This is a genomic window from Eggerthella timonensis (genome assembly GCF_900184265.1).
In the GTDB taxonomy this organism is placed as follows: domain Bacteria; phylum Actinomycetota; class Coriobacteriia; order Coriobacteriales; family Eggerthellaceae; genus Eggerthella; species Eggerthella timonensis.
Map to the genome: position 1 here is coordinate 989728 of NZ_FXXA01000002.1, position 22264 is coordinate 1011991.

Below are 22264 nucleotides of genomic sequence, written 5' to 3' on the forward strand. Positions count from 1 at the left end.
CCTGCAACCCTCTCCGAGCCCTGCGCCCCCTCCCTCCCGGCGCAGGGCTTTTCGCATTCGCCGCCCGTTTGCTGCCGCGCCGTGCAGCGTGGCGCTGTCGCTCGCCCGCCGCAGCGTCGCACTGCTGCGTCGTCCTGCCCGTTGCGTGCGGATGTTTCACGTGAAACATTTGTTCTGATTATTCCTCGACGGCAGACCGAGTGGCTTGCCGTGTCAGATGCCTTGCGGTCCGCGCGTGCACGAAGTGCCTGCATCGTGGCGGTTTTCGACGGTTAACCGCCTTTCGCCCCGAATTCTCTAGGAAGCTACGGAAGTCGGCGTCTCTCCGAACTGGCATTATGTGCGGGCACCATTTGCAGCCAACGCAGCAGCCTGCTCCGGAGAGCTCGCTCATGCGGATTTTCGTCGAAATCTGCCATGAGATGCGGATTCGGTTGCGCGCTCATGAACTAATTTCCGAAATGAATGCGGCTGAAATCTGCTTTCAAATGAAGGATGCGTTCGACATACACGACGCCCTCGTCCTCGTCGATCCGGTAGAAAGCCGCATACTTCCCAACGATCAACTTGCGGCGCAGCGTCTCGGTGAACCCGCACGGCTTTTCGGGTTGCGTGCGGGGAAGGTGCTGAGGGCTTGGTCAATGGACTCCATGAGCTTGTCGATACGGTCTTGTGCGAGCTCGGGCGAAAACGTGGATTGGATTTCATAGACGGACAGGAACGAGAGATCTTCGATAGCGCCTTCGGTGAACTCGATCTCATAGTTCATGATCGGCCAGCTTCTCTGCAACCCTGCGGTGCACTTCCACTTTCGCTTCCTCCGGATTGTACGTTTTCGGGTGCTTCTTGTTGTGCTCGACGGCTTCGTCGATGAGCAGGCCGACGTAGCGATCGTAATCGAATGCAGCCGCATCCATGACCACGAGCGATGCGAGACCGTTCTTCGTCAGGTAAATGGGCTTGCCCGTTTCCTTGGCAAGCGCTTCGATGCTGATGTAATTGCAACGGATGTCGGTGGAGGAGCGGATGATGGGTGCAGACATAAGGATCTCCTTTGCGCGTTTGCTGAGAACAAGCATAGGACAGTACGATTAAAAGCAAATTAAAAGATGCGTTATAAGCCCAATTGTTTCACGTGAAACATTCGTTCGCTGGGGGGGGGGCTTGGGGGCTTCGGGACTCTTTGTGCAGATCGGGCGCATCGCGGAGGATTTCCGTTGACTTCTGGCGAAACCCCCGTATACAATGCAAAGGTTCGCTTTCGAAAGCCCCGTGCATGCAGTGAGAGGCGGAAGCGCAAACAAGGGAGTCCAGACCTGAGGTTGCGCGTCGGCGTAGGAACCCGGCATCCGATCGACCTGCACTTTTGAAACCGATCATTCGCCGCATCGCGGTCGGCCCGGCATCATCCGAGCCGCCAACAGGCGACGGAGACCCGCCCCGCACGGCGGGGTAGGACAGGATTTTTGGAGGAAGATAGTGAAGACGTATTACGCGAAGCCCAACGAAGTTGAGCGCGAATGGGTCTTGATCGACGCTGAGAACCAGGTTCTCGGTCGCGTCGCTGCCAAGGCCGCTCAGATTCTCAAGGGCAAGCACAAGCCGCAGTACACGCCGCATGTCGACACCGGCGACTTCGTGGTCATCATCAATGCGGACAAGATCCGCGTGACGGGCACGAAGGCTCAGTCGAAGAGCTACTACCGCCACAGCGGTTTCCCCGGCGGGCTGAAGTCCGAGACCTTCGAAGAGGCCATGGCCAAGCATCCTGAGCGCGTCATCGAGCATGCCGTGAAGGGCATGCTGCCGAAGAACACGCTCGGCCGCGCCATGGGCAAGAAGCTCAAGGTGTACACCGGTGCGGAGCATCCGCACATGGCTCAGCAGCCTCGCGAGATCAAGATGGAGGGTTAACCCATGGCAGGTGAAGCTTTGTACTACGGCACCGGCCGCCGTAAGAACGCCGTCGCTCGCGTGCGTCTCGTTCCCGGCACCGGCAAGATGACGATCAACGGCCGCGACGCGCTGGCGTACTTCGGTCGCGAAGCGCTCGTGAACTACGCGAAGACGCCGTTCAAGGTCACGGACACGATGGAGCACTTCGACGTTATCGCCACGCTCAACGGTGGCGGCATCTCGGGTCAGGCCGGCGCGCTGCGTCATGGCATCTCCCGTGCGCTCCTGGCCGCTGGCGACTACCGCGGCGAGCTCAAGAAGGCCGGCTACCTCACGCGCGACTCCCGTATGGTGGAGCGCAAGAAGTACGGTCTGAAGAAGGCCCGCAAGCGCCCGCAGTTCTCGAAGCGCTAGGATCGCGTTCGCGAATTACACAGGTTGTTTCAAGGAGCCCGTTCACGTTGGTGGATGGGCTCCTTTGCTTTCGGGCGACGAGGGGCGCGGTGGCGGGAAGGTGACGCACGATGGAGAGACGAGGGACGGAGACGGCAGGTCGCATGCGCTCCGTGGGCGCACACGCGGTGCTGGGGCTGCTGTCCGCGCTGTTGGGCCTGCTGGTGGGGTTCGGCATCTGGGCCTTGCTCAGTTTGGCGTATTGGCTGGTCGATGCCGTATGGGGCGGGCTGCGCGGCCTGACGGGCGGCTGGCTCCTGTTCCCGGTGGTGGTGTGCACGCTCGGCGGCGCGGCCATCGGCCTGTGGAACGCGCGGTTCCACAGCGCGCCCAAGCCGCTCGATCAGGTGATGGCCGACGTGAAGGCGACGGGCGGTTATTCGGTCGGGCGTATCGCGCCGAGCTCCGTGTCGTTTCTGCTGCCCATCGCGTTCGGCGGCTCGGTGGGTCCCGAGGCCGGGCTGACCGGGCTTATCGCGTCGGGTTGCACCTGGGTGGGCGAGCGCCTGAAGCGCGCGTCGACTCGACTAGGCGTGCTGGCATCTGCCGCCGAGGCGTTTCCGCGTGCGAGCAAGCTGGTGCTGTATCCCCTCGGCGTGGCAGGCGGCGTTGCCGGTGCTGTTCTGTTCACCACCCTGTTCGGCGGCGGTATGGCACTGCCGCGATTCGACGCGATCCCGTGGAGCGTCGAGTCGCTGGTGTGGGTGCTGCCGCTGGCGTGTGCAGGTTGCATGCTGGCTTTGCTGTACGGTGCGGCGACGCGCGCATCGCGCTGGCTGGCGGGGAAGCTGGATCGGCATCCGGCGCTGCAGCCGGTTGTCTGCGGGCTGGCCCTGGGGGCGGCGGCGCTGTTCCTGCCGAACGTGCTGTTCCCGGGGTCGCAGCAGGCGGTCGAGCTCATGGTGACGTGGACCGGTCTTTCGTCCGCGACGCTCCTGCTCACCGGAGCGGTGAAGACGGTGTTCGTGGCGCTGTGCCTGGGGCTGGGCTGGAGCGGCGGCCCCTTCTTCCCGCTGCTGTTCTGCGGCATCAGCTTCGGGTACGGCATCGCAGGGCTGACGGGGCTCGACCCGCTGCTGTGCGTCACAGTCGTTGCAACGGCGCTCATCGCCGGCTTCTCGCGCAAGGCCGCGGCTGCCGTGGTGCTCGTGCTGCTGTGCTTCCCGTTGGCGAGCCTCCCGTGGGCGCTTGCCGCGATGGCGATGGGGTTGCTGCTGCCTGCTGCGGGCGAGGCGTTGTTGAAGAAGACTCGCAAGGAGAGGATGTAGCCATGCTGGCAATCAGGCAGGCGCGGGTCGACGAGTTCGACCAGGTGATGGATTTCTACACGAAGATGATCGACGGGATGCGCGACACCGATTTCGACGTATGCTGGGAGCACGGCGTGCATCCGTCGCCGGGATTCCTGCGCGCCTCGGTGGAGGCGGGCGAGGTGTACGTGGGCCTCGTTGACGAAGGTGAGGGCGCGAGCGAGCGCGAGTCGCGCATCGCATCGGCCATGGTGCTGAACGGCGAAGGCTCCGACGGCTACGAACGCGTGCCTTGGCGCGTGGAAGCCGGACCCGGCGAGGTGCTGGTGGTGCACGTGCTGGGCACGTTGCCCGTCTATCACGGGCGCGGATACGCGCGCGCCATGGTGGAAGCCTGCATCGACATCGCGCAGACGGCCGGCAAGAAGGCCGTGCGCCTCGACACGTTCCCGTTCAATGTGCGCGCCCGGCGTCTCTACGAGTCGTGCGGCTTCGAAGACTGCGGGACCTACCAGCTTGCTTACGACAATGTTGACGAGGGCGGCGCCGATTTCGTCATGTACGAGCGCGCGCTGTAGGCGCGAATCACGGTAGGAGGACGCATTGTCGCCCGAAACGTACGGTTTTCCGGTCAAAACCGTACGTTTCGGGCGACAATTGTCTCGTCACTCCATGCCAACGTTGGGTAACCAAAGAGCAATGCGAGTGGGCAACTTTGCGTCGGAATGGCTGTTCTCATGTGGCTATAAAACGAGCGCACGACGTTGCGAGCAGGACTTTCTTGCGAAGCGGCGGTGCGCGTCTCGTCCAGCGGCTCGCAAATCCTCGCATATCGGTTCGAACTTGCCAAGTTTTGCGGCGTCTCTATCGCTAAGCCGTCGGCGACGTTTCTCAAAGGATGCGCTGTAGCTGCATGGGTTCCTTCGATTCCGGTCCGCAACCTCCGCTAGGGTAATCCGGTTACTTTCAAGTGCGTTCTTGCGCTGTTCTCGCTCGCTAGAGATACTTACCTTAGGGAAATAGTTTGAATTGTGTCTTATGGGACACATATAATTCGCCTTATGCCTTTGGTGCATGAGGCGCGGCGCAAGGAGCGCTGACGATAGGTGGTCATCTTCCATACTCACGATGGTGCAGTTTTCTTGCTGATGGATTCGCTAGCTTGGCGATCCTCCGTCTTCTCTATAATCGGTCACGCTGTCCGTTGGATTGTTAGTAGAGGGAAGTGAGTCGTATGCTCGAGAAAATGGATGATTTAACTTCGTGCTCCCTTTCGTACGTCGCTTCGATATTGGGAGGCAAGTGGAAGCCTTTTATCGTATGGTATTTGAGCATGGCTCCTGGTAAGAGAGCCCGCTACAGCGAGCTGAGAAAGCGCATACCCTACGACATTTCCCACAAGATGTTCAGCCAGCATCTCAGCGAGTTGGAGCAGGTGGGCATCATCGAGCGGGTTGTCGTGGAGGTCAAGCCGCTGCGGGTCGACTATCTGCTCACGACGAAAGGCGTCAGCTTCGCGAACGTCCTGTACTTCATCCGCGATTGGGGCGCGGCGTACGGAGGGTTCTCCGCAGAGACGCTGCAGCGCACGAAAGGCAGGATGGGCGACGGCATGCTTGTCTACGGCGATGATGGCGACGAAGCCGAGCGGGGGTCGGTTGAGCGCATCACCTGGCAGTTCGATCCTTCGACGTTCGACGTGTGCGGCGGTTCGTGCGAGGGCGACGCGCGCGAAGAATAGCCTTCGCAGACCTTGTATTTGCTACCCGAATCCTTTCCGATAACCTGTCCGCCTCACTTTCGAGTAAGAAGCGCACTTATAAGTGCATTATTGCGCCGGTGTTCCCGCGTCCACAGAATACGAGATAGAACCGCATCTCGAAACGGGGTGCGATACAAGGACAGGGGTACGTTTCGGAAAGGATGATCGGCATGATTTCGAGAATCAACTTGCTCAAACGGAAAGAGGGAACGACGGCTGAGGAGTTCGCTGCGTATTTGACGCAGGCGCATGCGGAGCTTTTGTCCACGATGCCCTTCCTCAAGGGGTGTGAAACGAACGTGGTGGTGGACAACGAGCAGCGCTCGCCATTCGACCGCGGCTCGACCGAAATCGACGGCTATACCGAGATGTTCTTCGACAGCTACGGCGACATGGTGCGCGGCGTGGCCGCTCTTGAGGAGGCTCTTGCGACCGATTACGCTCAGTTCGCAGATCCCGATATCCCGGTGCTCGTGGCGGTGAAGAAAGTGGATACGCCGGTTCCCGCCTATCTGGAAGGCGTCAAGCTGATCAAGCGCATGTCGTTCCTTGGGCGAAAGGACGGCGTGAGCGCTGCGGAGTTCCAAGACGAGTGGTGGCAGATGCACTCGGCGCTGGTCAAGACCATGACGGGGTACGCGGGGTACAACCAGAACCTCGTCATCGACCGTATCGTGGACGGGGAGTCCGTGCCGTTCGACGAACTGCCCATCGAAGGCGTAGTGGAATTCTGGTTCGAGAACATGAAGGCGTTCGACGAGTGCTACGGGTCGCCCGCGTTCAAGCGCACGGGCGCGCATGGCGCAGAGTTCATCGACAACATCACGACGTATCTGGTTGAGTCGCAGCCTATCGCGTTGGCGTAGGTTGAGCCGAGCCTGACGGCGGCGCGCTCACGCAGGGCGTGCCGCCGCGCTCCGCATCTTTCTCGCTTGCGCCGCGTTGGGGGACGGCGCCGTCATCGACAAGGGGAGGGGGCGAAGTCCGCCGGCTGAACATCCATGGATCCATCGCGCGCAACACGATCGTCTCAAGTTTTCTCGGGAGAGGATACAACATGGAGGCAACTACAAAGAAGAAAACCTCGTTGGCCAGGGCGGTGTTCTCGGGGAGCCTTGGAAATATGCTGGAATGGTTCGACTACGGGTTGTACGGGTACTTCGCGGCAATCATTTCCGCAGATTTCTTTGTCGCCGACGATCCGATCGTCGGGCTCTTGCTCAGCTTCTTGGTCTTTGGAACGGGCTTTCTCGTTCGACCCATCGGAGGCATCTTGATCGGCGCATACGCCGACAAGCACGGAAGAATCAAGGCTTTGACGCTCACCATCCTCTGCATGGGCATCTGCACCATGCTCATGGGATGCTTGCCAACGTATTCCCAGGTGGGACTTCTTGCTCCCATCCTTCTGACGGTGCTGCGCCTGCTGCAGGGCCTGGCAACGGGAGGCGAATTCGGCTCCTCGCTGACATTCATCTCGGAATACGGAACGCCGAACAACAGGGCCTTTTTGTGCAGCTGGCAGCCGTTCAGCGTGGGCTGCGGCCTGCTTTTGGGATCCACTGCCGGGTTGCTCGTCACAACGCTTCTGCCTGAAGCGGCTCTGTACGAGTGGGGATGGCGCGTGCCGTTTCTCTGCGGCATCCTGATCGCTTTCTACGGCATGCACATGCGCAGGAACGTTCCCGATTCCCCTGAGTTCCTGAAGGCGAAAGAGGAAGTGAAGGAAGAGGACCATACGCCGGTTAAGGATCTGTTCCTGCGCTATAAGAAGTCCATCATCACGGTGATCGGGCTGCTCGTCGGCTCCAGTGCGACCTACTATATCTTGATCACCTACATGCCGACGTACATCTCGCAATTCATGGGGACGTCGTTTTCGAGCGCGTTCATCGTCAATACGTCGGTCATCGCTATCAACCTGCTGCTCTGCCCCATCGTGGGCTTGCTTATCGACAAGGTGGGAAGGCGGAAGTGCCTGATCGTCGGGTGTCTTGGGTTCCTTATCTTGTCTTATCCGGTGTTCTACGTCCTGATTCAGCAGACGAATGCCATCTTGATGATCGGCTTGCTGGGAGTCCTCATCGTGTTCCAGACCATTCTCGCGGTGGCTATCGTGGTGGTTTCGGCTGAAGTGTTTCCCACCAAGCTCCGCAACAGCGGTATCGGGTTCTCCTATAACATCGCGGCGGCGGTCTTCGGCGGCCTGGCGCCCCTTGCGGCAACAGCGCTCATCGCGGCCACGGGCGACAACCTGTCCATCACCTACTTGATGATAGGTTCTGTCCTCATAACGCTCTTAACCACGATCTTCCTTTTGAAGGGGTACTACGTCAAGGGAAAGAGCGTGTCGGACTAGCGGAGAAGCACGGGGGATGCGATCCCCCGTGCTCCCTCGTTCGGAGGCGGTGCGCAAGAAAGAAGATGGTATGGGCAACGTGAGGAGCCTCGTTCGAACGACGAGAAGCGGGGTCACCTTTTGTTTCGGGTTGGGCTACTTGGCGAATGCGGTTCTGAAGGTGCCTCTGCTCGACGATCTGAACACGGGTTTGCTGATCGTCGTCATCGTGATGAGCTTTGCGGCGTCGACAGGGTCGTCGAGGGTCATCGGGGCTGTGCTCTTTTCCTTGGGCGGCGTCTTGTTGGCGCAGGCGCATGCGCCGCTCGAAGTTTGGGTGCGGTCGTTGCAGGAGAACGCGTATCTTATCGTCATGTTCATCATGGTTCCGCTGTTGGGAATTCCCGTACAGCATGGAGGGTACAGCCGGTCGTTGCGAGAGATCTTCGCTCGATACGCGCGGAGCGACAGTCGTTTTTACGCGTTGGTGAGCATTATGTCCGCTTTCATCGGCGTGCTCATCAGCATCGCAGCGGTTCCGCTGGCCTACGAAGTATCGCGTACCAGCTGTCACAGCAGCGATAAGAAGCTGGTGAGTTCTGCTCTCAGCAGGGGATTCGTCACGTGCATGATATGGGCGCCAACATCGGCGACCATCGCGTTGGTCGTGCAAGTGACGGGCATTGATTGGATCGTATTCGCGCCCTATGCCCTTGCGTGCGCGCTGATCGCCGGAGCGGTTGGCTTCCTTATGACGTATGCGCAGGAACGGGCAAGAGGGACTCAGCCCTGCATGGCGGAAGAGGCTGGCGGGACGCTCGACGTGCGCAACGTCGTCGAGCTATGCGCATTCGCGTTCCTGCTGATCGCCTCCATTGTGGCGGTCTCCCAGCTCCTCGGCCTGTCGGTCATCATGGTCGTTGCCATGGCGTCGCTCGTTTTCCCGCTCGTATGGATGACGGCGATAAGGCGGTTGCCGACCTATGCGGCGGTGTTCAAGAGCGACTATTGCAAGAACAAGCTTCCTCAGACCAAGAACCAGATACTGCTCTTCGCCGGCGCCGGCATGCTTGCTTATAGCATCGGCTATTCCCATACAGGCGATGCCATAGCAGGCGCCCTCGTGTTGCTGACCGGGCAAAACGTGCTGTTTCTGACCGTGGCGGTGATCGGCATCACGCTGATCGCTTCGGCCGCGGGCATGCATCCCATCGCGGCGGTCGCCGTGATGGGCGGAGCTCTCAGCGCTTCGAATTGCGGTGCGACGCCGGTCTATCTGGCGCTCGTCCTGTGCATCAGCTGGGCGATGGGCAATGCGGTATGTCCTGCGTCAGCTAACGTCGTTGCCGTTTCCGATATGGTGGGACGGTCGCCCGTCAAGGTCGGTTTACAGTGGAACGGGCCATATGTGCTGGTTACGACAGCGGTGCTGGTTTTCGTTCTCACCTGCTTGAGAGCGGTGGGACTCGTGTAGCTGGCAGTGGGACAGGGCGGACGGGGAGTGAGGCAGAGGGACGGAGTGAGGCAGAGGGACGGAGTGAGACAGAGGGACGGGGTAATTGTCTCATTTTCTAGCAAAATGAGACAATTACCCCGTCCCTCTGTCTCACTCCGTCCCTCTGCCTCACTCCGTCCCTCTGCCTCACTCCCCGTCCGCCCCCTCAACCTCCTTACTTTTTTGTGCCCTTGTGACTTTAAAGTGCGTTATTGAGGCCGGTTTCGAATACCCATAGTATGCGGGTATGCAGAGGTCACGAGCTATCCGGGCTGCGACGCGGCGAGGCTCGTGCAAGCAGGGCGCAGGGGTCGCCGAAGCGCGCAGTCGCCCGCAGATTCGATTCAGGGAGGATGATCGCCATGATCAGCAGATGTGGATTGATGCAGAAAAAAGACGGCATGGGCATGGAGGAGTTCAAGGACTACTGGCTGAACGTGCATGGGCCCATCGCGAGCAAGATGGCGAATCTGCGCCAGTACGATCAGCACGTCGTGGTCGGCGGCGAGCTTCGCCCTGCGGCCGATCAGGGTCCGGTGGTCATCGACGGCTACTCCGAGCTGCAGTTCGACAGCTACGGCGACATGCTCGAGGGCGTGGCGTCGTTGAACGGCGAAGGCGCGAACGACGTCCCTTTGTTCGCCAATCCCCACTGCCAGATCCTCGTGCTGGCCAAGCGCGAGGTCGTGCGGATTCCCGCGTACCTGCGCGGCAAGAAGCTCATCCAGCGCGTGTCGTTCCTCAGCCGCGCAGAAGGCGTGAGTTCCGAGCGTTTCGTCAAGGAATGGTGGAACGTTCACGATCGCTTAGTCCAGACCGTTCCCGGGTGCGTGGGGTACAACCAGGATCTCGTCATCGATCGCATCGACGGCGGCGTGTCCATACCGTACGACGAGCTTCCCGTCGAGGGCGTCTCGGAGATGTGGTTCGAGACGAACGAAGCCTTCGAGGAGTTCTGCGCATCCCCCGAGTACGCCCGCGCGTCCGCGCACTGCTCGGAATTCGTGGGGGCGATCAGCACCTATCTGACGGAAACCTATCCGGTTGTCGCGCCTTCCGCGTGAGGTTTGGCGAGCTTTCGCGCAACGACAGACGATTCAGTAAAGACGCACGAGAAGAGGAACAAACGTTATGAGAGCTTATGACAAATTGCTTGAGCCGATTGCCATCGGCACCCATCAGTGGCGAAACCGCATGGTCAAAGCGCCGTCGTCCGCGATGTCATGGGATCCGGGCCAATTTTGCAACGAGAGGATCATCGGCCTGTACGATGCGATTTCGAAGGGCGGCGCTTCGGCCATCATCTTGGGAGGCATGATCTGCGACGATCCTGCGACGTTGATCGACGACGCGGACGGCGGCGTGTACACCGTGGAGACCTATCCGCTGGGCGGTTTGTACGACGACAAGTTCATCCCCGGCCTTTCCCAACTGGCCGATACTGTGCACGGAAACGGATGCGAGCTTATCGCCCAGATCTTCCAGAACGGCGCCGCGATCAAGACCAAGGGCGGTGCGTGGTGCTCATCGACGTTGAGCGCAGAAGAGCTTCCAAGCCCCGAACCGTATTGCAATCCCACGCGCGGGTTGTCCCTCGAGGAGATCGCGGCGTTCAAGGAGCGCTATATCGATGCGGCCGAGCGTGCGAAGAAGGCCGGTCTCGACGGCATCGAGGTGCATGCGGCGAACGGCTACTTCCTGCTGAGCTTCGCTTCGCGCGTGTGGAACCACCGCGACGATCAGTACGGCTGCCAATCGATCGAGAACCGCACGCGTCTGGCGTGCGAGATCATCCGGGGCGTGAAAGAGCGTTGCGGAGAGGACTTCATCGTAGGCGTGCGCACGAACGGTCAGGAGTACGGTCATCCGGACGCTATCACCATCGAGGAAGGCGTCGAGATCGCGAAGTTCTACGACGCCGCCGGCGCCGACTACATCAGCGTGACGGGCTACGGCTACGGTCCGGTTCCCATGCAGTTCGCGCTCGATTACTGGATGTACCCGTCACCCGACGACGACATGAAGCAGTACCTCGACCGTTTGGATGGCGAAGGCCTCTCCATTCCCCCTGCCGCCGCCATCAAGCAAGCCGTGTCCGCTCCCGTGTTCGGCGTTGGATTCGCCACGCCGGAAAAGGCGGAAGCGGCGCTCGAGAAGGGCGAGGTCGACCTGGCCATGTTCGCACGCGGTCTGTGGGCCGACCCTGACATGCCCAACAAGATCGCGGAAGGGCGCGCGCAGGACATCCGACGCTGCAATCATTGCGCGACGTGCGACGAGCTGCGCATGAACGAGACGCCGCACCGCCGCTGCCGCGTGAACCCGGCGTTCCTGCGCGAGCGCGAAATGGCCGTCACTCCTGCGGAAACCAAGAAGAAGGTGCTGGTGGTGGGCGCTGGAGCGGCAGGGCTCGAGGCCGCTCGCGTCGCTGCCGAACGCGGCCACGAGGTCACGCTGTGCGAGAAGGAATCCGTCTTAGCCCTTGAGCTCAACCTTGCCACTATGGTCAAGGGCACCGTATGCGAGAACGTCCCAGCGCTCATCGACTGGTTGACATCCCAAGCGAAGAAGACGCCGGGATTGACCATCAAGACCAAGACGACAGTCACGCCCGACTACGTGCGCGCCATGAAGCCCGATGCGATCATCGTCGCCACGGGAGGGGTGTACGGCACGCCCGACGTTCCGGGCATCGACCTCGGCATCGTTTCCACGGTCCCCCAGCTCACCCGCCTGGCCGAAAAGCCGCTCAAGCTCTTCGGCGCAAACGCCATCAACAAGCTCTCGCAGATCGCCCTGCCGGGCATCGGCAAGAACTGCGTCGTGCTCGGCGCGCAAATCGAAGGCGTGCAGGGTGCCATCTTCCTGCGCAAGCGCGGGAAGAACGTCACCGTGCTCGAAGACCTGGACACGGTGGGAGAGGGCCTGCCGCCGCGCTACAAGAGCAGGTCGCTCAAGTGGCTGCGGGACAACGACGTGGACATCGTCACCGGCGTGGAGTACCGCTCCATCGACAAGCGCGGCATCGCGTACGCCAAAGACGGCGAGGAGCGCTACCTCAAGGCTGACAGCATCCTCGTGTTCAAGTCTCCTGGTTCCGGCTTGAGCTTGTACGACCAGCTCAAGGATCTTGCCCCAGAGGTGCATGTCATCGGGGCCTGCCAAGGACCGGGCAACACGCTCATGGTCGACGCGGTGGGTCAGGGCCGCGCCGCCGCGCTGAAGCTGTAATCGGGAGACAAGGGAGGGGAGTTGCATGAAAAGCTACGAGAAGCTTTTGTCTCCGATTGAAATAGCGCCTACCTTCGTGCTGAAGAACAGGATGATCAAGGCTCCGCAGTCGTCGTGGCGCTGGAACGAAGATTGCACCGCCGACGGCAGCGACGCTATCGCCATGTACGAGAACATGGCGGAGGGGGGCGTCGCAGCCATCGACGTCGCGGCAATATTGTGGGAGCCTGCAGGGGGCATCTACCTCGGCGCCTACGATGACAAGTTCATTCCCGGCATGATCGAGCTCAACGAGGCCGTCCATAAGCACGGGTGCCTCACCATCGGCCAGCTGCATCACATCGGCCCTTCGGCCGGCCCGACTCCCGATGGGCTTCCGCCGATCTCCTCATCTACGCTTACCGAAGACGAGATGCCGGTTCCCAAGCCGTGGTGCCAAGCTCCGCGCGGCCTGACCGTTGACGAGATCCACGAGAAGCAGCGTCTGCAGATCGAAGCTGCCGTGCGCTTGCAGAAGGGCGGGTTCGACGCCGTCGAGGTGCATGTTGCGCACGGCTACTTCCTCGATAGCTTCGTCAGCCCGCTGTGGAACAAGCGCGACGACGAGTACGGCTGCCAGAGTGTCGAGAACCGCACGCGCATCGTACGGGAGATCATCGAGGGCATTCGCGAGGCGTGCGGCCCCGATTTCGTCATCGGCTGCCGCTTGAACGGACGCGAGTTCCATCCCACGAAGCAGGGCATCACAGCTGATCAGGCTGCCGAGAATGCCAAGGCGTTCGTGGAGGCCGGAGCCCAGTACATCAGCATCGCCGGATACGGATACGGCTCCACGCCGTTCCGCTACTGCCCGGACTACTTCCCCTACCCTGAACCCGATGCGTTCATGGAACCCTACATGGACGAATACCGAGGCGTTGGACTGTGGACGGCTGTTGCACGGCAGATCAAAGATGCGGTGGATGTTCCGGTCATCACGGCAGGTCGCATGAACGAGGATTTGGCGGAGCGCGTGCTCGAGGCCGGCGACGCCGACGTCATCGCGCTCGGGCGCACGCTGTGGGCCGATCCCTGGTTCGCGCGAAAAGTGGAAGAGGGGCGCACCGACGAGATCATGCGCTGCACGCGTTGTGCGAGCTGCGAAGACCCGGTGACGCAGCCGCGCATCTGCCGCGTGAACCCCACGTTGGGTCAAGAGCGCCAACTTGCCGCTCGACCGGTCGAGAAGAGGAAGCGCGTCATGGTGGTGGGAGGTGGTCCTGCTGGCATGGAGTGCGCTCTGACCCTCTCCGAGCGCGGGCATGACGTGACGCTGTACGAGAAGTCGGGGGCTCTGGGCGGCCGCACCAAGCTGGCGGCCATGATCAAGAGCGGTGGATGCGAAGAGGTCATGCACATCTTCGACCATCTGACCGCCATGGTCGAGAAGTCAGACGTCAAGGTGAAGCTCAAGACCGAAGTGGACGAGCGTCTCATTCGCCGGGAGGCTCCCGATGCGGTGGTCGTGGCCAATTCGTCGCCCTACTACATCCCCGATATTCCCGGCATCAACCGCAAGAACGTGTTCACCATCCCCCTGATGTCGAAACTCGCGCAGGTGCCGCTCAAGATGTTCGGCCCGGACAAGCTCGCCACGATGAGCGAGAAGTTCTTCCCCGTGGGCAAGAAGATCGTGATATGGGGAGCCGGAGCCGAAGGCGCCCAATGTGCCGAGTTCATGCGCAAGCGCGGCAAGGACATCGTGCTGGTTGCCGAAGACGAGGACGTTGGCGGATTGATCCCGATCAAGTACAAGGAGCGCATCGTGCCGTGGTTCGATCGTCAAGGCGTTCGCGTCGTGCGCAATGCCACGGTAGCGGAATTCAGCAAGCAGGGGGCGCTGCTGAAGTTCGCCGACGGCGGCGAGGAGCTGGTGCCGTGCGATTCCATGATGGTCATGCTGCCTGAACGGCGCGATGGGGCGTTCTGCAACATGGCTGCGCTGTACGTCGATGAGGTGTATGAAATCGGCTCGACGCTTGGCGGCGAAAACGCGTTTCTCAAGCACGCGTTCGCCGACGGGCGCCGTGTGGGCTGTCTTCTCTAGGGCATCATCCCGTGTCCCGTCGTGTCACCGTACGCGACCCGGCGGGACACGGAGTGCATGAAGGGAAACCGAAGGCGACGCGACCCGAAGGAGGTGACTGGAGGGCGGAGTTGGGGTTTCACGCGAGACGAACCGCTTGTTCGTTTCGGAATGCGATTTCGAAGGAAACAAGGAGGAAAGAGTATGTCTGTTAAAACGTATCGCCGCGGGGTCATCCTGATCTGCGCGGCCTTGTGCGGTGCGCTGACAGCGTCACTGAACATTTGGAGCATCTTCCAGAAGCCCCTGATGGAGGCCTACGGCTTCTCGCCTCAGTCAGTGTCGTTCGCTTATACCATCGTGATCGCCATGATCGGCCTGAGCGGCCCGATCGGCGGGTGGCTGCAGCGTAAGGCGCCTGCACACGTTATCATGACCGTCGCCGGCATCGGCTTCGGCCTGGGCTGGTTCTTGACGGGCTTCGCCAGCACCATTCCGGTGTTGTACATATCCTTCGGCCTGTTGGTAGGCGTGTGCGACGGCATTTGCTACAACTTGGCCCTCGCCATCGCCACACGGTGGTATCCCGACAAGCGCGGTTTCGCCAACGGCGTAGCCTTGGCCATCATGGCCATCTACCCGCTGTTCACGGCTCCGATGGGCAACATGATCATCGAGAACTTCAATGTGAGCATCGCGTTCAACATCGTGGGCGTGTTCTGCATCGTCGGCTTCATCGTCCTCTCCCGGTTCCTCAAGATGCCCGCGGCCGATTTCAAGCCCGAGGGTTGGAATCCGCCGGCTGAAAGCGACACCAAGCGCGTGAAGAACTACACGTCCGGCCAGATGCTGAAGACCCCGTTCTTCTGGACGCTTCTGCTGTTCTTCGGCACCGTTGCCTGCACCGGCTGCGTGATGCTGTCTACGGTGTCGCTGGTGGGACAGGTGCAAGCTGGCATGGACGCCGCGACGGGCGCGCTCATGGTGGGCATCTTCGCCATCGCCAATGGCACGGGCCGTTTGGGGCTTGGCGCCATATCCGACAAGTTCGGACGCTTCCAAACCATGTTCGTCGCCGTTGCGGTGACGGCGGTCATCCACTTGTTCCTGTTCGCCAATGCAACGAGCACGGTGATCTTCATTATTGAAGCATGCTTGCTGGGTATCTGTTTCGGCGGCATTATGGCCATCATGCCTTCGGTGTGTGCCGATGCCTACGGCCCCGGCAATGCGGGCCAGAACTACGGCTTCATGTTCATCGGTTATACGCTGGCCTCGTTCATCGGGCCGGTGGTCTCCGCTAACGCGCTTGCCACCACGGGCAGCTACAGCTCCGCATTTCCGTTCCTCGGTGCGCTCTGCATCGTCGGCCTCGTGCTGTTGTCGCTGGCGTGGATGTTCTTCAAGAAGATGAAGGCAAAGGACGCCGCAGAAGCGTAAGCCTGCCATAGGTGCTGGTCGAAAGCATCTTACCAAAACGTGAGTTGCACACTTTCAAGTGCGTTGTTGAAGGTGCCCAACCGCTGCCGGATACTAAAATTCCCGAATGATCTGAGGAAGGGGTAGAACATGATTTCCAGGATTAGCTTGCTGAAGTGCAAAGAAGGGGTTTCCGAGGAGGCGTTCCGCGAGGGGATGATGGGGGATGTGCGCGAGGTCGTCGCCGGCATGCCTCAGCTGCGGAAGTGCGAGATCAACTTCGTGACCGATCGCCAGCAGCGCTCCCATTTGGGTCGCGGCGCCATTGACATCGACGGATTCATCGAGATGTTCTTCGATAGCTACGGCGACATGGAGCGTGCGATCGAGGAGGTCGGCGATGCCTTGCAGAGCGCCTTGGAGCCGCTCGTCGAGGAGCCTGTTTCCACGCTGGTCGCGGTGAAGAAGGTTGACACGCCCGTTCCTGCTTACCTTGACGGCAAGGCCATCAAGCGCGTTTCCTTCTGCGATCGCGCGGAGGGCGTCGACGCGATGACGTTCCACGATGAGTGGTGGTACACCCATTCCCTGCTCGTAAAGCTGATGAGCGGCTACTGCGGGTACAACCAGAACCTGGTCATCGATCGCATGGTGCAAGGCGCGCCCGTCCATTATGCCGACCTGCCGGTGGAGGGCATGGTCGAGTTCTGGTTCGAGGATATGGATGCCTTCGACGAGTGCTACAGCACGCCCGGTTTCAAGGTGCGCGCGAGCGTGCATGCGGCCGAATTCATCGGTACCGTCACGACGTATTTCGTCGAAGCCGTGCCGGTGGAGCTGAAGAAGTAAACGCAGCGAGGGCCGCATCGCGAACTCGGCGCGGCGCGGCCTTCGTGAGAGAAAAGGGAATGTCCCAAATGGGGACAGTCCCCCTTTGGGACATTCTGCATCGAAAAGGGAGGATCAATGAAATCGAAGCGAGCGGAGTTTTTCGATAACGCTATTGTCTCGGGTCCTGATCAAAAGGCGTTTGAAGAGAAGATCTATGCCGAAGCTCAGGCGAAGCGCTGGCCGCGCGTTGCCGAAGGGACGGGGAGGTTCGAAGGCCAGGTTGCCATCGTGACCGGCGCGGCAGGCGGCCAGGGCGAGATGGAAGCCAAGATGATGGCCCAGCAGGGCGCCAAGGTGTACATGGCCGACATCGTAACGGAAGGGCTGGATCGCGTCGAAGCAGCCATCAAGGCCGACGGCGGGGAGGCCGTTGCGTTTCCGATGGACGTCGCCGACGAGGATGCTTGGCAGGCGCTGGTGAAGAAGGTGCTCGATGAGAGCGGCCGCCTTGACGTGCTGGTGAACAACGCCGGCATGTGCCAGAACGGCACCGTGCTCACCGAGACGCGCGAATCGTTGACGCGTATCATGGACGTCGATTGCTGGGGTGTGTACAACGGCATGCACTACTGCGCGCCCGCCATCATCGAAGCCGGTGGCGGCACCATCGTGAACACGTGCTCTTACCAGGGCACGCATTTCGGTCCGGGAAGCTTCATAGGCTACGCCATGGCCAAGGCAGCCGTCATGGGCATGACGCGCGCCGCGGCCACCGACCTCGGCACCTACGGCATTCGCGTCAACGCCGTGAGTCCGGGACTCGTGCTTTCCGGCATGACCCTTCCGCGCGGCCAGAATCGTGCCGGCCTCGTCGAAGCGTCCTCCATGAAGCGCTACGCGCTTCCCGAGGAAATCGCCACGGTGGTGCTGTTCCTCGCGTCCGACGATTCCAGCTTCATCAACGGCGAGTTCATAGCCGCCGACGGCGGCGCCACGACCTACCTCCATCTGGCGACGGCCGATAAGAAATGACGCGCCCTGCGTGCCGATTGAGGTAGCCAATCAAGGAGGAGGGAAGTGTCATGGCTCGGTTTGACAACAAGGTTGTAGTGGTGACGGGGGCTGCGAACGGCATCGGGCATTGCATGGTCGAGCGGTTCCTGAAGGAAGGCGTCGAGGAGCTCGTTGCGGTCGATATAGAAGTCGACACGCTCGAGGACGCATTCGGGGGCGAAGAGCGCGTCCACACCATCGCATGCGACATAACCGACTACGATGCCGTCCATCGCATGGTGGACGAGGCTGTCGAGAAGTACGGCCGTATCGACATCCTCATGAACAACGCCGGGATTTGCTTCAAGGACGGAGAGAAATACGGCATGCTCACGTGCCCGAAGGAAGCGTGGGATCGCGTGGTCGCCACCAATCTGAACGGCTCGTTCTACGTGGCCCAGGCCGTGGCGCAGCGCATGGTGGAGAAGAAGACGAAGGGCGTCATCGTCAATACGTCCTCGAACACGTTCCGCTTCATCCCGAAGTACCTGGGCGCCTATCCGGCGACCAAGGCCGCCATCTCAATATACACCAAGCAGTTCGCCAAGGAGCTTGCCGAGTACGGCATACGCGTCAACGCGTTCGGTCCCGGCACGACGAAGACCCGCATGAGCGAGCCGACCCGTTCGAACCCGAAGATGAACGAGCAGTTCTTGAACGATATTCCCATGCACCGCTACGGCGAAGTGAGGGAGGCTGTGGATGCGGCGCTGTTCCTTGCTTCCGAAGAGTCCTCTTTCATGTTGGGAGAGATTATCTTCGAGGACGGCGGGCAGAGCCTCTAGCGGTAGCTTGATAAGGAGGATGATAACGATGGAAAGAGAGCGGTTTGTAGACAAGATCGCCTTGGTTACCGGCGGTGCCAACGGCCTTGGGCGCGGCATGGTCGAGCAGTTCGTGAAGGAAGGCGCCCAGGTCGCCATCTTCGACATCGAGGATGACACGATGGAGGAGGTGTTCGGGGACAACGACCGGGTCTATTGCGTGCATTGCGATGTGCGCGACTACGACCAGGTGCAGGAAAGCGTGCAGAAGGTCATCGACCGGTACGGCCGCATCGACGTGCTGATGAACAATGCCGGCATCTGCCATCGGGAGCCGTTCCTGGAATGCAGTAAAGAGGGGTGGCTCGACGTGATGGCCACCAATCTGAACGGCGAATTCTACGTGGGTCAGGCGGTGGCGCGCACGATGGTGGAACTGGGCGTGAAGGGCTCCATCGTGAACACGAGCTCGAACAGCTCCCGCAAGACCATCGGCGGCATCACCCCCTATTGTCCCTCGAAGGCCGCCGTCAAAATGCTGACGCAGGTGATGGCGCTCGAGTTGGCGAAGTACGGTATCCACGTGAACGCGATCGCTCCCGGAACGTCGAAAACGCGCATTGCCGCCGGGACGATCAACGATCCGGAGCGGAGCGCCGCGTTCTTGGCGAAGATGCCGTTCGGCCGCTACGGCGAAGTTCGCGAAACGGTGGACGTCGCCCTGTTCTTGGCTTCGGAAGACGCTTCGTTCATCACGGGCGAGACGATCTACAACGAAGGCGGATTCAGCTTGACCTAGCACCGAGAGGGAAGGGGGGAGGTCGTGGCAACACTCGAAGAGCTTGAGAAGCGCATCGAGGACTTGGAGGATATGCGGGCTATCGAACGGCTGCAGGCGCGCTATTGGGATACGCTTGATGCGAAAGACTGGGACGGTTTGCGGGCGTGCCTCGTCGAGGATTTCGTGTTCGTCAACAATACGACGGGCGGGCGCTACGAGGGTCGGGAGGGGATGCTCGCCACGATGCAGGCGAAGTTCGCCGACGGCGTCACCTCGAGCCATCAGGGGCATCACCATTGGATCGAGCTGACGGGCGAGGGAACCGCCATCTCCCATTGGTCGCTCGAGGACGACCTCTACGATGCGGGGCGCGGCGGCGAGTTCGTGGGCCGCGCCCATTACGACAACGCGTATGCGAAGATCGACGGACGGTGGTACTTCACCGAGATGTCCTTAACGTACCTGCGCGGTGAAGCTGAAATCAAAAAGCGTTACGAGGACTGCGCGAACGCGTACAAGGTCTTCATGATGTGAAGGCGGTTCAGGGAAGGGAGCGAGCACGTGATTGTCCGATGCGGGTTGCTGAAGAAGAACGACAGCTTTACCCAGGAGTCCTTTTCGCACCATTGGCTGCATATCCATGGGCCGATTGCCGCAGGGATGAAGAACCTGCGAGCATACAACCAAAACCTCGTAGTCGACAGCGGGCATCGCCATCCGATCGGGGGCGGCGCCATCGACATCGACGGGTACTCTGAGCTCCATTTCGACACGTACAACGATATGCTCGAAGGGGTTCGGTCGCTCGATGCAGAAACCGGCAACGCCCTTCTCGACGATGCCGAGGTTCTCTTGCAGAAGCGTCTGTGCGACATCCTGGTCTTCTCTCGCACGGTGGTGCGCGAAGTGCCGCCCTATATGCGGGGAAAGAACCTGATCCATCACGTGTCGTTCCTGAGCCGGGCGGAGGGGGTGAGCGCTGCGGAGTTTCGTCGCGAATGGTGCTACGCGCATGCCAAGCTGGTCGAGGCGGTTCCCGGCCACGCGGGCTACAACCAGAATCTCGTGATCGACCGCTTCGTCGAGGGGCAGAGCGTTGCGAGCGAGCAGCTTCCGTGCGACGGCATGGCCGAGTTGTATTTTGAGAGCAGGGACGCCTTCGAGTGCTTCTACGATTCCCAGGAGTTCCAGCGCTTGGCTGCCCATGCCTCCGAGTTCATCGGCTCCGTCGACACGTACCTCGTCGAGACCCATCCCGTAGTGGACGGGTCGGCGCGAGGAGGGTATTGCCTGTAGACGCGAATCACGGCAGGAGGACGCATTGTCGCCCGAAACGTACGGTTTTCCGGTCAAAACCGTACGTTTCGGGCGACAATCGTCTCGTCACTCCATGCCCACCAGGTCGATGAGCTCCTGCTTGCTGTGTACTTCCAGCTTGCGGTAGAGCTGCTTGGAGTGCCAGCGAACGGTGTCTTCCGACAAGTACAGCGTTTCGGCGATGTAGCGCTTCGTGCGGCCGCGGCACAACAGACGCATCACCTCCGTCTCGCGTTCGGACAGCTGGTAGCGCGCGGCGATGGCGGCGAAGCGCTCGTCGAGGGAGCAATCGTGCAGCGCGGCCTCGGCGGCCGGCGGGGTGCGGCGGATCACCGCCGTGATGCGCGAGAAGCTGTTGAGCAGCAACAACAGTACGCACGTCATGACGAAGTAGAATGTGGTGATGGGCATCGAGGCGATGAACGACGACACGTCGGTGACGCTGAACAGCAGCAGCCCCACGGTGAGCGCCAGCTCGTACACGCCGCGCCCGATGCCGAACACCACCAGCGGATGCGCCTCGCAATCGCGCACGGTGCGGTACAGCATGAGGTACAGCAGGATGGTCACGAAGTTGCGCGCCGCCAGCGTCAGCGACGAGATGACCACGGTGGGCGAGTCGCCGAAGAAGATGCCCACGGTCACGCAGAACGCGCACGCCAGCAGCGCGCCGCGCAGGATGCGCTCCTTGCGCTCGTCGCTGCGCGGGATGGTGATCCACGCCAGCAGCAGCACCGGCAGCAGGATGCGGAACAGGTGACCTACATACAACGACGCCGAGTCGTTCGACCATTCCGAGATGCCGTTGCGCAGCACCCCGAACACGAGGCCGTAGATGACGATCTCCACGAAGAAGCCCATCGTGCCGGAGAAAGGCGGCTTCTCGGAGGCCGGGGCGGTCACGTCGTACGATTTCCGCAGCGCAAGCAGGCCCGGATCCACGCGCTCGCAGCGATTCGCCAGGAACAGCGAGCAGAACGGCAATACGCACAGCACAGCCAGCATCGCCATTGATGAGAGCTGCGACAGCGGCACGAGCGCGAAGCGGATGCACGACGACAGCGAGAACGCCATGAGCGTGTAGCTGACGGCCAGCTCCGTGCGGAACCGGCAGTACAGGCAGAACCAGCGCCCCAGGATCCACGCAGTGCCCGCGCCGCTGAGCAGGCCGCCCGCCACGATGGACGCGACGTTGGCGGAGCCCGGCACGAACAACGCGAGCGGCACGAGTCCCATGGCGACCGTGGCCAGCAGCGATGCCGTGCGCACGACGCGCGCGCTTGCCGCTGCCGGGTGCGGACGCAGCGACACCGCGAGCGCCAGCGCCACCAGCGTGCAGCCGAACCCCAGATGATGAAAGAAATAGAACTGCTCGCCCACGAGCAGCGGCGCGTACACCCAGGCGAAGATGAGGCTGAGCCCCAGCAGCGGCAGCGCCGCCGCCGACCCGAAAACCTGCGTGCGAATATTCGTCATATCGTCGGACCCCCTCCTGCGATAACGGCTTCCCCTGCCGCACCGCCATCATACCCAACATGTCTCCGCCATGCCGCAAGATTCGGGGGTGAAATCCAGAACCACACCTTTCGGGTAGAGCTCCCACCCAGTT

22 protein-coding genes are annotated in these 22264 nt (G+C 61.1%); 18 read left to right on the forward strand and 4 right to left on the reverse strand.

Annotation, left to right across the window (positions count from 1 at the left end):
- Nucleotides 1-449 precede the first annotated feature (449 nt).
- From C1A15_RS17180 to C1A15_RS04140, 3 genes are read right to left on the reverse strand one after another with little or no spacing between them, the layout of a single operon-like run.
- Entirely contained in the window at nucleotides 450-566 is a 117-nt protein-coding gene (locus C1A15_RS17180; protein WP_245864907.1) for a hypothetical protein, read from the reverse strand.
- Entirely contained in the window at nucleotides 563-769 is a 207-nt protein-coding gene (locus C1A15_RS17185) for a hypothetical protein (RefSeq protein ID WP_245864908.1), read from the reverse strand. The genes C1A15_RS17180 and C1A15_RS17185 overlap by 4 nt, the downstream gene beginning before the upstream one ends.
- Nucleotides 759-1043 carry a prevent-host-death family protein gene (locus C1A15_RS04140; RefSeq protein WP_101721391.1) on the reverse strand — a complete coding sequence of 95 codons (285 nt, stop codon included), beginning with the start codon at nucleotides 1041-1043 and terminating at the stop codon, nucleotides 759-761. The genes C1A15_RS17185 and C1A15_RS04140 overlap by 11 nt, the downstream gene beginning before the upstream one ends.
- Before the next feature lie 436 nt (nucleotides 1044-1479).
- On the opposite strand from C1A15_RS04140, the gene rplM reads away from it, so the two are divergent.
- The 18 genes from rplM to C1A15_RS04230 all read left to right on the forward strand — a co-directional run bounded on the left by rplM (nucleotide 1480) and on the right by C1A15_RS04230 (nucleotide 20634).
- A complete protein-coding gene (rplM, locus tag C1A15_RS04145) occupies nucleotides 1480-1914 on the forward strand; it encodes a 50S ribosomal protein L13 (protein ID WP_015759926.1) in 435 nt (144 codons plus the stop codon).
- A gap of 3 nt (nucleotides 1915-1917) precedes the next feature.
- Entirely contained in the window at nucleotides 1918-2310 is a 393-nt protein-coding gene (gene rpsI / locus C1A15_RS04150; RefSeq protein ID WP_101721392.1) for a 30S ribosomal protein S9, read from the forward strand.
- Nucleotides 2311-2420: 110 nt separating this feature from the next.
- Entirely contained in the window at nucleotides 2421-3617 is a 1197-nt protein-coding gene (locus C1A15_RS04155) for a chloride channel protein (protein ID WP_101721393.1), read from the forward strand.
- A gap of 2 nt (nucleotides 3618-3619) precedes the next feature.
- Nucleotides 3620-4177 carry a GNAT family N-acetyltransferase gene (locus C1A15_RS04160; protein ID WP_101721394.1) on the forward strand — a complete coding sequence of 186 codons (558 nt, stop codon included), beginning with the start codon at nucleotides 3620-3622 and terminating at the stop codon, nucleotides 4175-4177.
- 668 nt (nucleotides 4178-4845) lie between these two features.
- The gene (locus C1A15_RS04165) at nucleotides 4846-5340 is read left to right on the forward strand and encodes a winged helix-turn-helix transcriptional regulator (protein WP_281254150.1); all 495 of its coding nucleotides are present in this window, start codon (nucleotides 4846-4848) and stop codon (nucleotides 5338-5340) included.
- 191 nt (nucleotides 5341-5531) lie between these two features.
- Complete coding sequence (locus tag C1A15_RS04170; protein ID WP_101723687.1) at nucleotides 5532-6227, forward strand: EthD domain-containing protein; 696 nt, start codon at nucleotides 5532-5534, stop codon at nucleotides 6225-6227.
- Nucleotides 6228-6418: 191 nt separating this feature from the next.
- Nucleotides 6419-7720: an MFS transporter gene (locus C1A15_RS04175; protein ID WP_101721396.1), complete on the forward strand. Its 1302-nt coding sequence runs from the start codon at nucleotides 6419-6421 to the stop codon at nucleotides 7718-7720.
- A 70-nt stretch (nucleotides 7721-7790) separates the two neighbouring features.
- Entirely contained in the window at nucleotides 7791-9173 is a 1383-nt protein-coding gene (locus C1A15_RS04180; protein WP_101721397.1) for a transporter permease, read from the forward strand.
- Between the two features lie 383 nt (nucleotides 9174-9556).
- A complete protein-coding gene (locus tag C1A15_RS04185; protein ID WP_101721398.1) occupies nucleotides 9557-10258 on the forward strand; it encodes an EthD domain-containing protein in 702 nt (233 codons plus the stop codon).
- 67 nt (nucleotides 10259-10325) lie between these two features.
- Nucleotides 10326-12425: an oxidoreductase gene (locus tag C1A15_RS04190; RefSeq protein ID WP_101721399.1), complete on the forward strand. Its 2100-nt coding sequence runs from the start codon at nucleotides 10326-10328 to the stop codon at nucleotides 12423-12425.
- Nucleotides 12426-12450: 25 nt separating this feature from the next.
- Complete coding sequence (locus C1A15_RS04195) at nucleotides 12451-14511, forward strand: oxidoreductase (RefSeq protein WP_101721400.1); 2061 nt, start codon at nucleotides 12451-12453, stop codon at nucleotides 14509-14511.
- Between the two features lie 183 nt (nucleotides 14512-14694).
- Nucleotides 14695-15930 carry an L-lactate MFS transporter gene (locus tag C1A15_RS04200; RefSeq protein WP_101721401.1) on the forward strand — a complete coding sequence of 412 codons (1236 nt, stop codon included), beginning with the start codon at nucleotides 14695-14697 and terminating at the stop codon, nucleotides 15928-15930.
- Nucleotides 15931-16059: 129 nt separating this feature from the next.
- Nucleotides 16060-16758: an EthD domain-containing protein gene (locus C1A15_RS04205; protein WP_101721402.1), complete on the forward strand. Its 699-nt coding sequence runs from the start codon at nucleotides 16060-16062 to the stop codon at nucleotides 16756-16758.
- A 117-nt stretch (nucleotides 16759-16875) separates the two neighbouring features.
- A complete protein-coding gene (locus C1A15_RS04210; protein WP_101721403.1) occupies nucleotides 16876-17772 on the forward strand; it encodes an SDR family NAD(P)-dependent oxidoreductase in 897 nt (298 codons plus the stop codon).
- A 50-nt stretch (nucleotides 17773-17822) separates the two neighbouring features.
- Nucleotides 17823-18578, forward strand: coding sequence for an SDR family NAD(P)-dependent oxidoreductase (locus tag C1A15_RS04215; protein WP_101721404.1), 756 nt, complete (start codon nucleotides 17823-17825; stop codon nucleotides 18576-18578).
- A 28-nt stretch (nucleotides 18579-18606) separates the two neighbouring features.
- On the forward strand, nucleotides 18607-19356 hold the full coding sequence (locus tag C1A15_RS04220; RefSeq protein ID WP_101721405.1) for an SDR family NAD(P)-dependent oxidoreductase: 750 nt from the start codon (nucleotides 18607-18609) through the stop codon (nucleotides 19354-19356).
- Between the two features lie 24 nt (nucleotides 19357-19380).
- Nucleotides 19381-19872 (forward strand): nuclear transport factor 2 family protein, encoded by a 492-nt coding sequence (locus C1A15_RS04225; RefSeq protein ID WP_101721406.1) that lies wholly within the window; start codon nucleotides 19381-19383, stop codon nucleotides 19870-19872.
- 27 nt (nucleotides 19873-19899) lie between these two features.
- Nucleotides 19900-20634 (forward strand): EthD domain-containing protein, encoded by a 735-nt coding sequence (locus C1A15_RS04230; RefSeq protein ID WP_101721407.1) that lies wholly within the window; start codon nucleotides 19900-19902, stop codon nucleotides 20632-20634.
- 87 nt (nucleotides 20635-20721) lie between these two features.
- Here C1A15_RS04230 and C1A15_RS04235 read toward each other — a convergent pair whose 3' ends face one another.
- Nucleotides 20722-22131: a response regulator transcription factor gene (locus C1A15_RS04235; RefSeq protein ID WP_101723688.1), complete on the reverse strand. Its 1410-nt coding sequence runs from the start codon at nucleotides 22129-22131 to the stop codon at nucleotides 20722-20724.
- Between the last annotated feature and the right edge of the window lie 133 nt (nucleotides 22132-22264).

What these genes read in the sequence shown, in the direction of transcription:
- C1A15_RS04140 (WP_101721391.1), bottom strand. Translation starts at nt 1,043, where the DNA reads ATGTCTGCACCCATCATCCGCTCCTCCACCGACATCCGTTGCAATTAC.
- C1A15_RS04190 (WP_101721399.1), top strand. Translation starts at nt 10,326, where the DNA reads ATGAGAGCTTATGACAAATTGCTTGAGCCGATTGCCATCGGCACCCAT.
- C1A15_RS17185 (WP_245864908.1), bottom strand. Translation starts at nt 769, where the DNA reads ATGAACTATGAGATCGAGTTCACCGAAGGCGCTATCGAAGATCTCTCG.
- C1A15_RS04195 (WP_101721400.1), top strand. Translation starts at nt 12,451, where the DNA reads ATGAAAAGCTACGAGAAGCTTTTGTCTCCGATTGAAATAGCGCCTACC.
- C1A15_RS04215 (WP_101721404.1), top strand. Translation starts at nt 17,823, where the DNA reads ATGGCTCGGTTTGACAACAAGGTTGTAGTGGTGACGGGGGCTGCGAAC.
- C1A15_RS04200 (WP_101721401.1), top strand. Translation starts at nt 14,695, where the DNA reads ATGTCTGTTAAAACGTATCGCCGCGGGGTCATCCTGATCTGCGCGGCC.
- rpsI (WP_101721392.1), top strand. Translation starts at nt 1,918, where the DNA reads ATGGCAGGTGAAGCTTTGTACTACGGCACCGGCCGCCGTAAGAACGCC.
- C1A15_RS04185 (WP_101721398.1), top strand. Translation starts at nt 9,557, where the DNA reads ATGATCAGCAGATGTGGATTGATGCAGAAAAAAGACGGCATGGGCATG.
- C1A15_RS04175 (WP_101721396.1), top strand. Translation starts at nt 6,419, where the DNA reads ATGGAGGCAACTACAAAGAAGAAAACCTCGTTGGCCAGGGCGGTGTTC.
- C1A15_RS04220 (WP_101721405.1), top strand. Translation starts at nt 18,607, where the DNA reads ATGGAAAGAGAGCGGTTTGTAGACAAGATCGCCTTGGTTACCGGCGGT.
- C1A15_RS04160 (WP_101721394.1), top strand. Translation starts at nt 3,620, where the DNA reads ATGCTGGCAATCAGGCAGGCGCGGGTCGACGAGTTCGACCAGGTGATG.
- C1A15_RS04210 (WP_101721403.1), top strand. Translation starts at nt 16,876, where the DNA reads ATGAAATCGAAGCGAGCGGAGTTTTTCGATAACGCTATTGTCTCGGGT.
- C1A15_RS04205 (WP_101721402.1), top strand. Translation starts at nt 16,060, where the DNA reads ATGATTTCCAGGATTAGCTTGCTGAAGTGCAAAGAAGGGGTTTCCGAG.
- C1A15_RS04180 (WP_101721397.1), top strand. Translation starts at nt 7,791, where the DNA reads ATGGGCAACGTGAGGAGCCTCGTTCGAACGACGAGAAGCGGGGTCACC.
- C1A15_RS04235 (WP_101723688.1), bottom strand. Translation starts at nt 22,131, where the DNA reads ATGACGAATATTCGCACGCAGGTTTTCGGGTCGGCGGCGGCGCTGCCG.
- C1A15_RS04170 (WP_101723687.1), top strand. Translation starts at nt 5,532, where the DNA reads ATGATTTCGAGAATCAACTTGCTCAAACGGAAAGAGGGAACGACGGCT.
- C1A15_RS04155 (WP_101721393.1), top strand. Translation starts at nt 2,421, where the DNA reads ATGGAGAGACGAGGGACGGAGACGGCAGGTCGCATGCGCTCCGTGGGC.
- C1A15_RS04165 (WP_281254150.1), top strand. Translation starts at nt 4,846, where the DNA reads ATGGATGATTTAACTTCGTGCTCCCTTTCGTACGTCGCTTCGATATTG.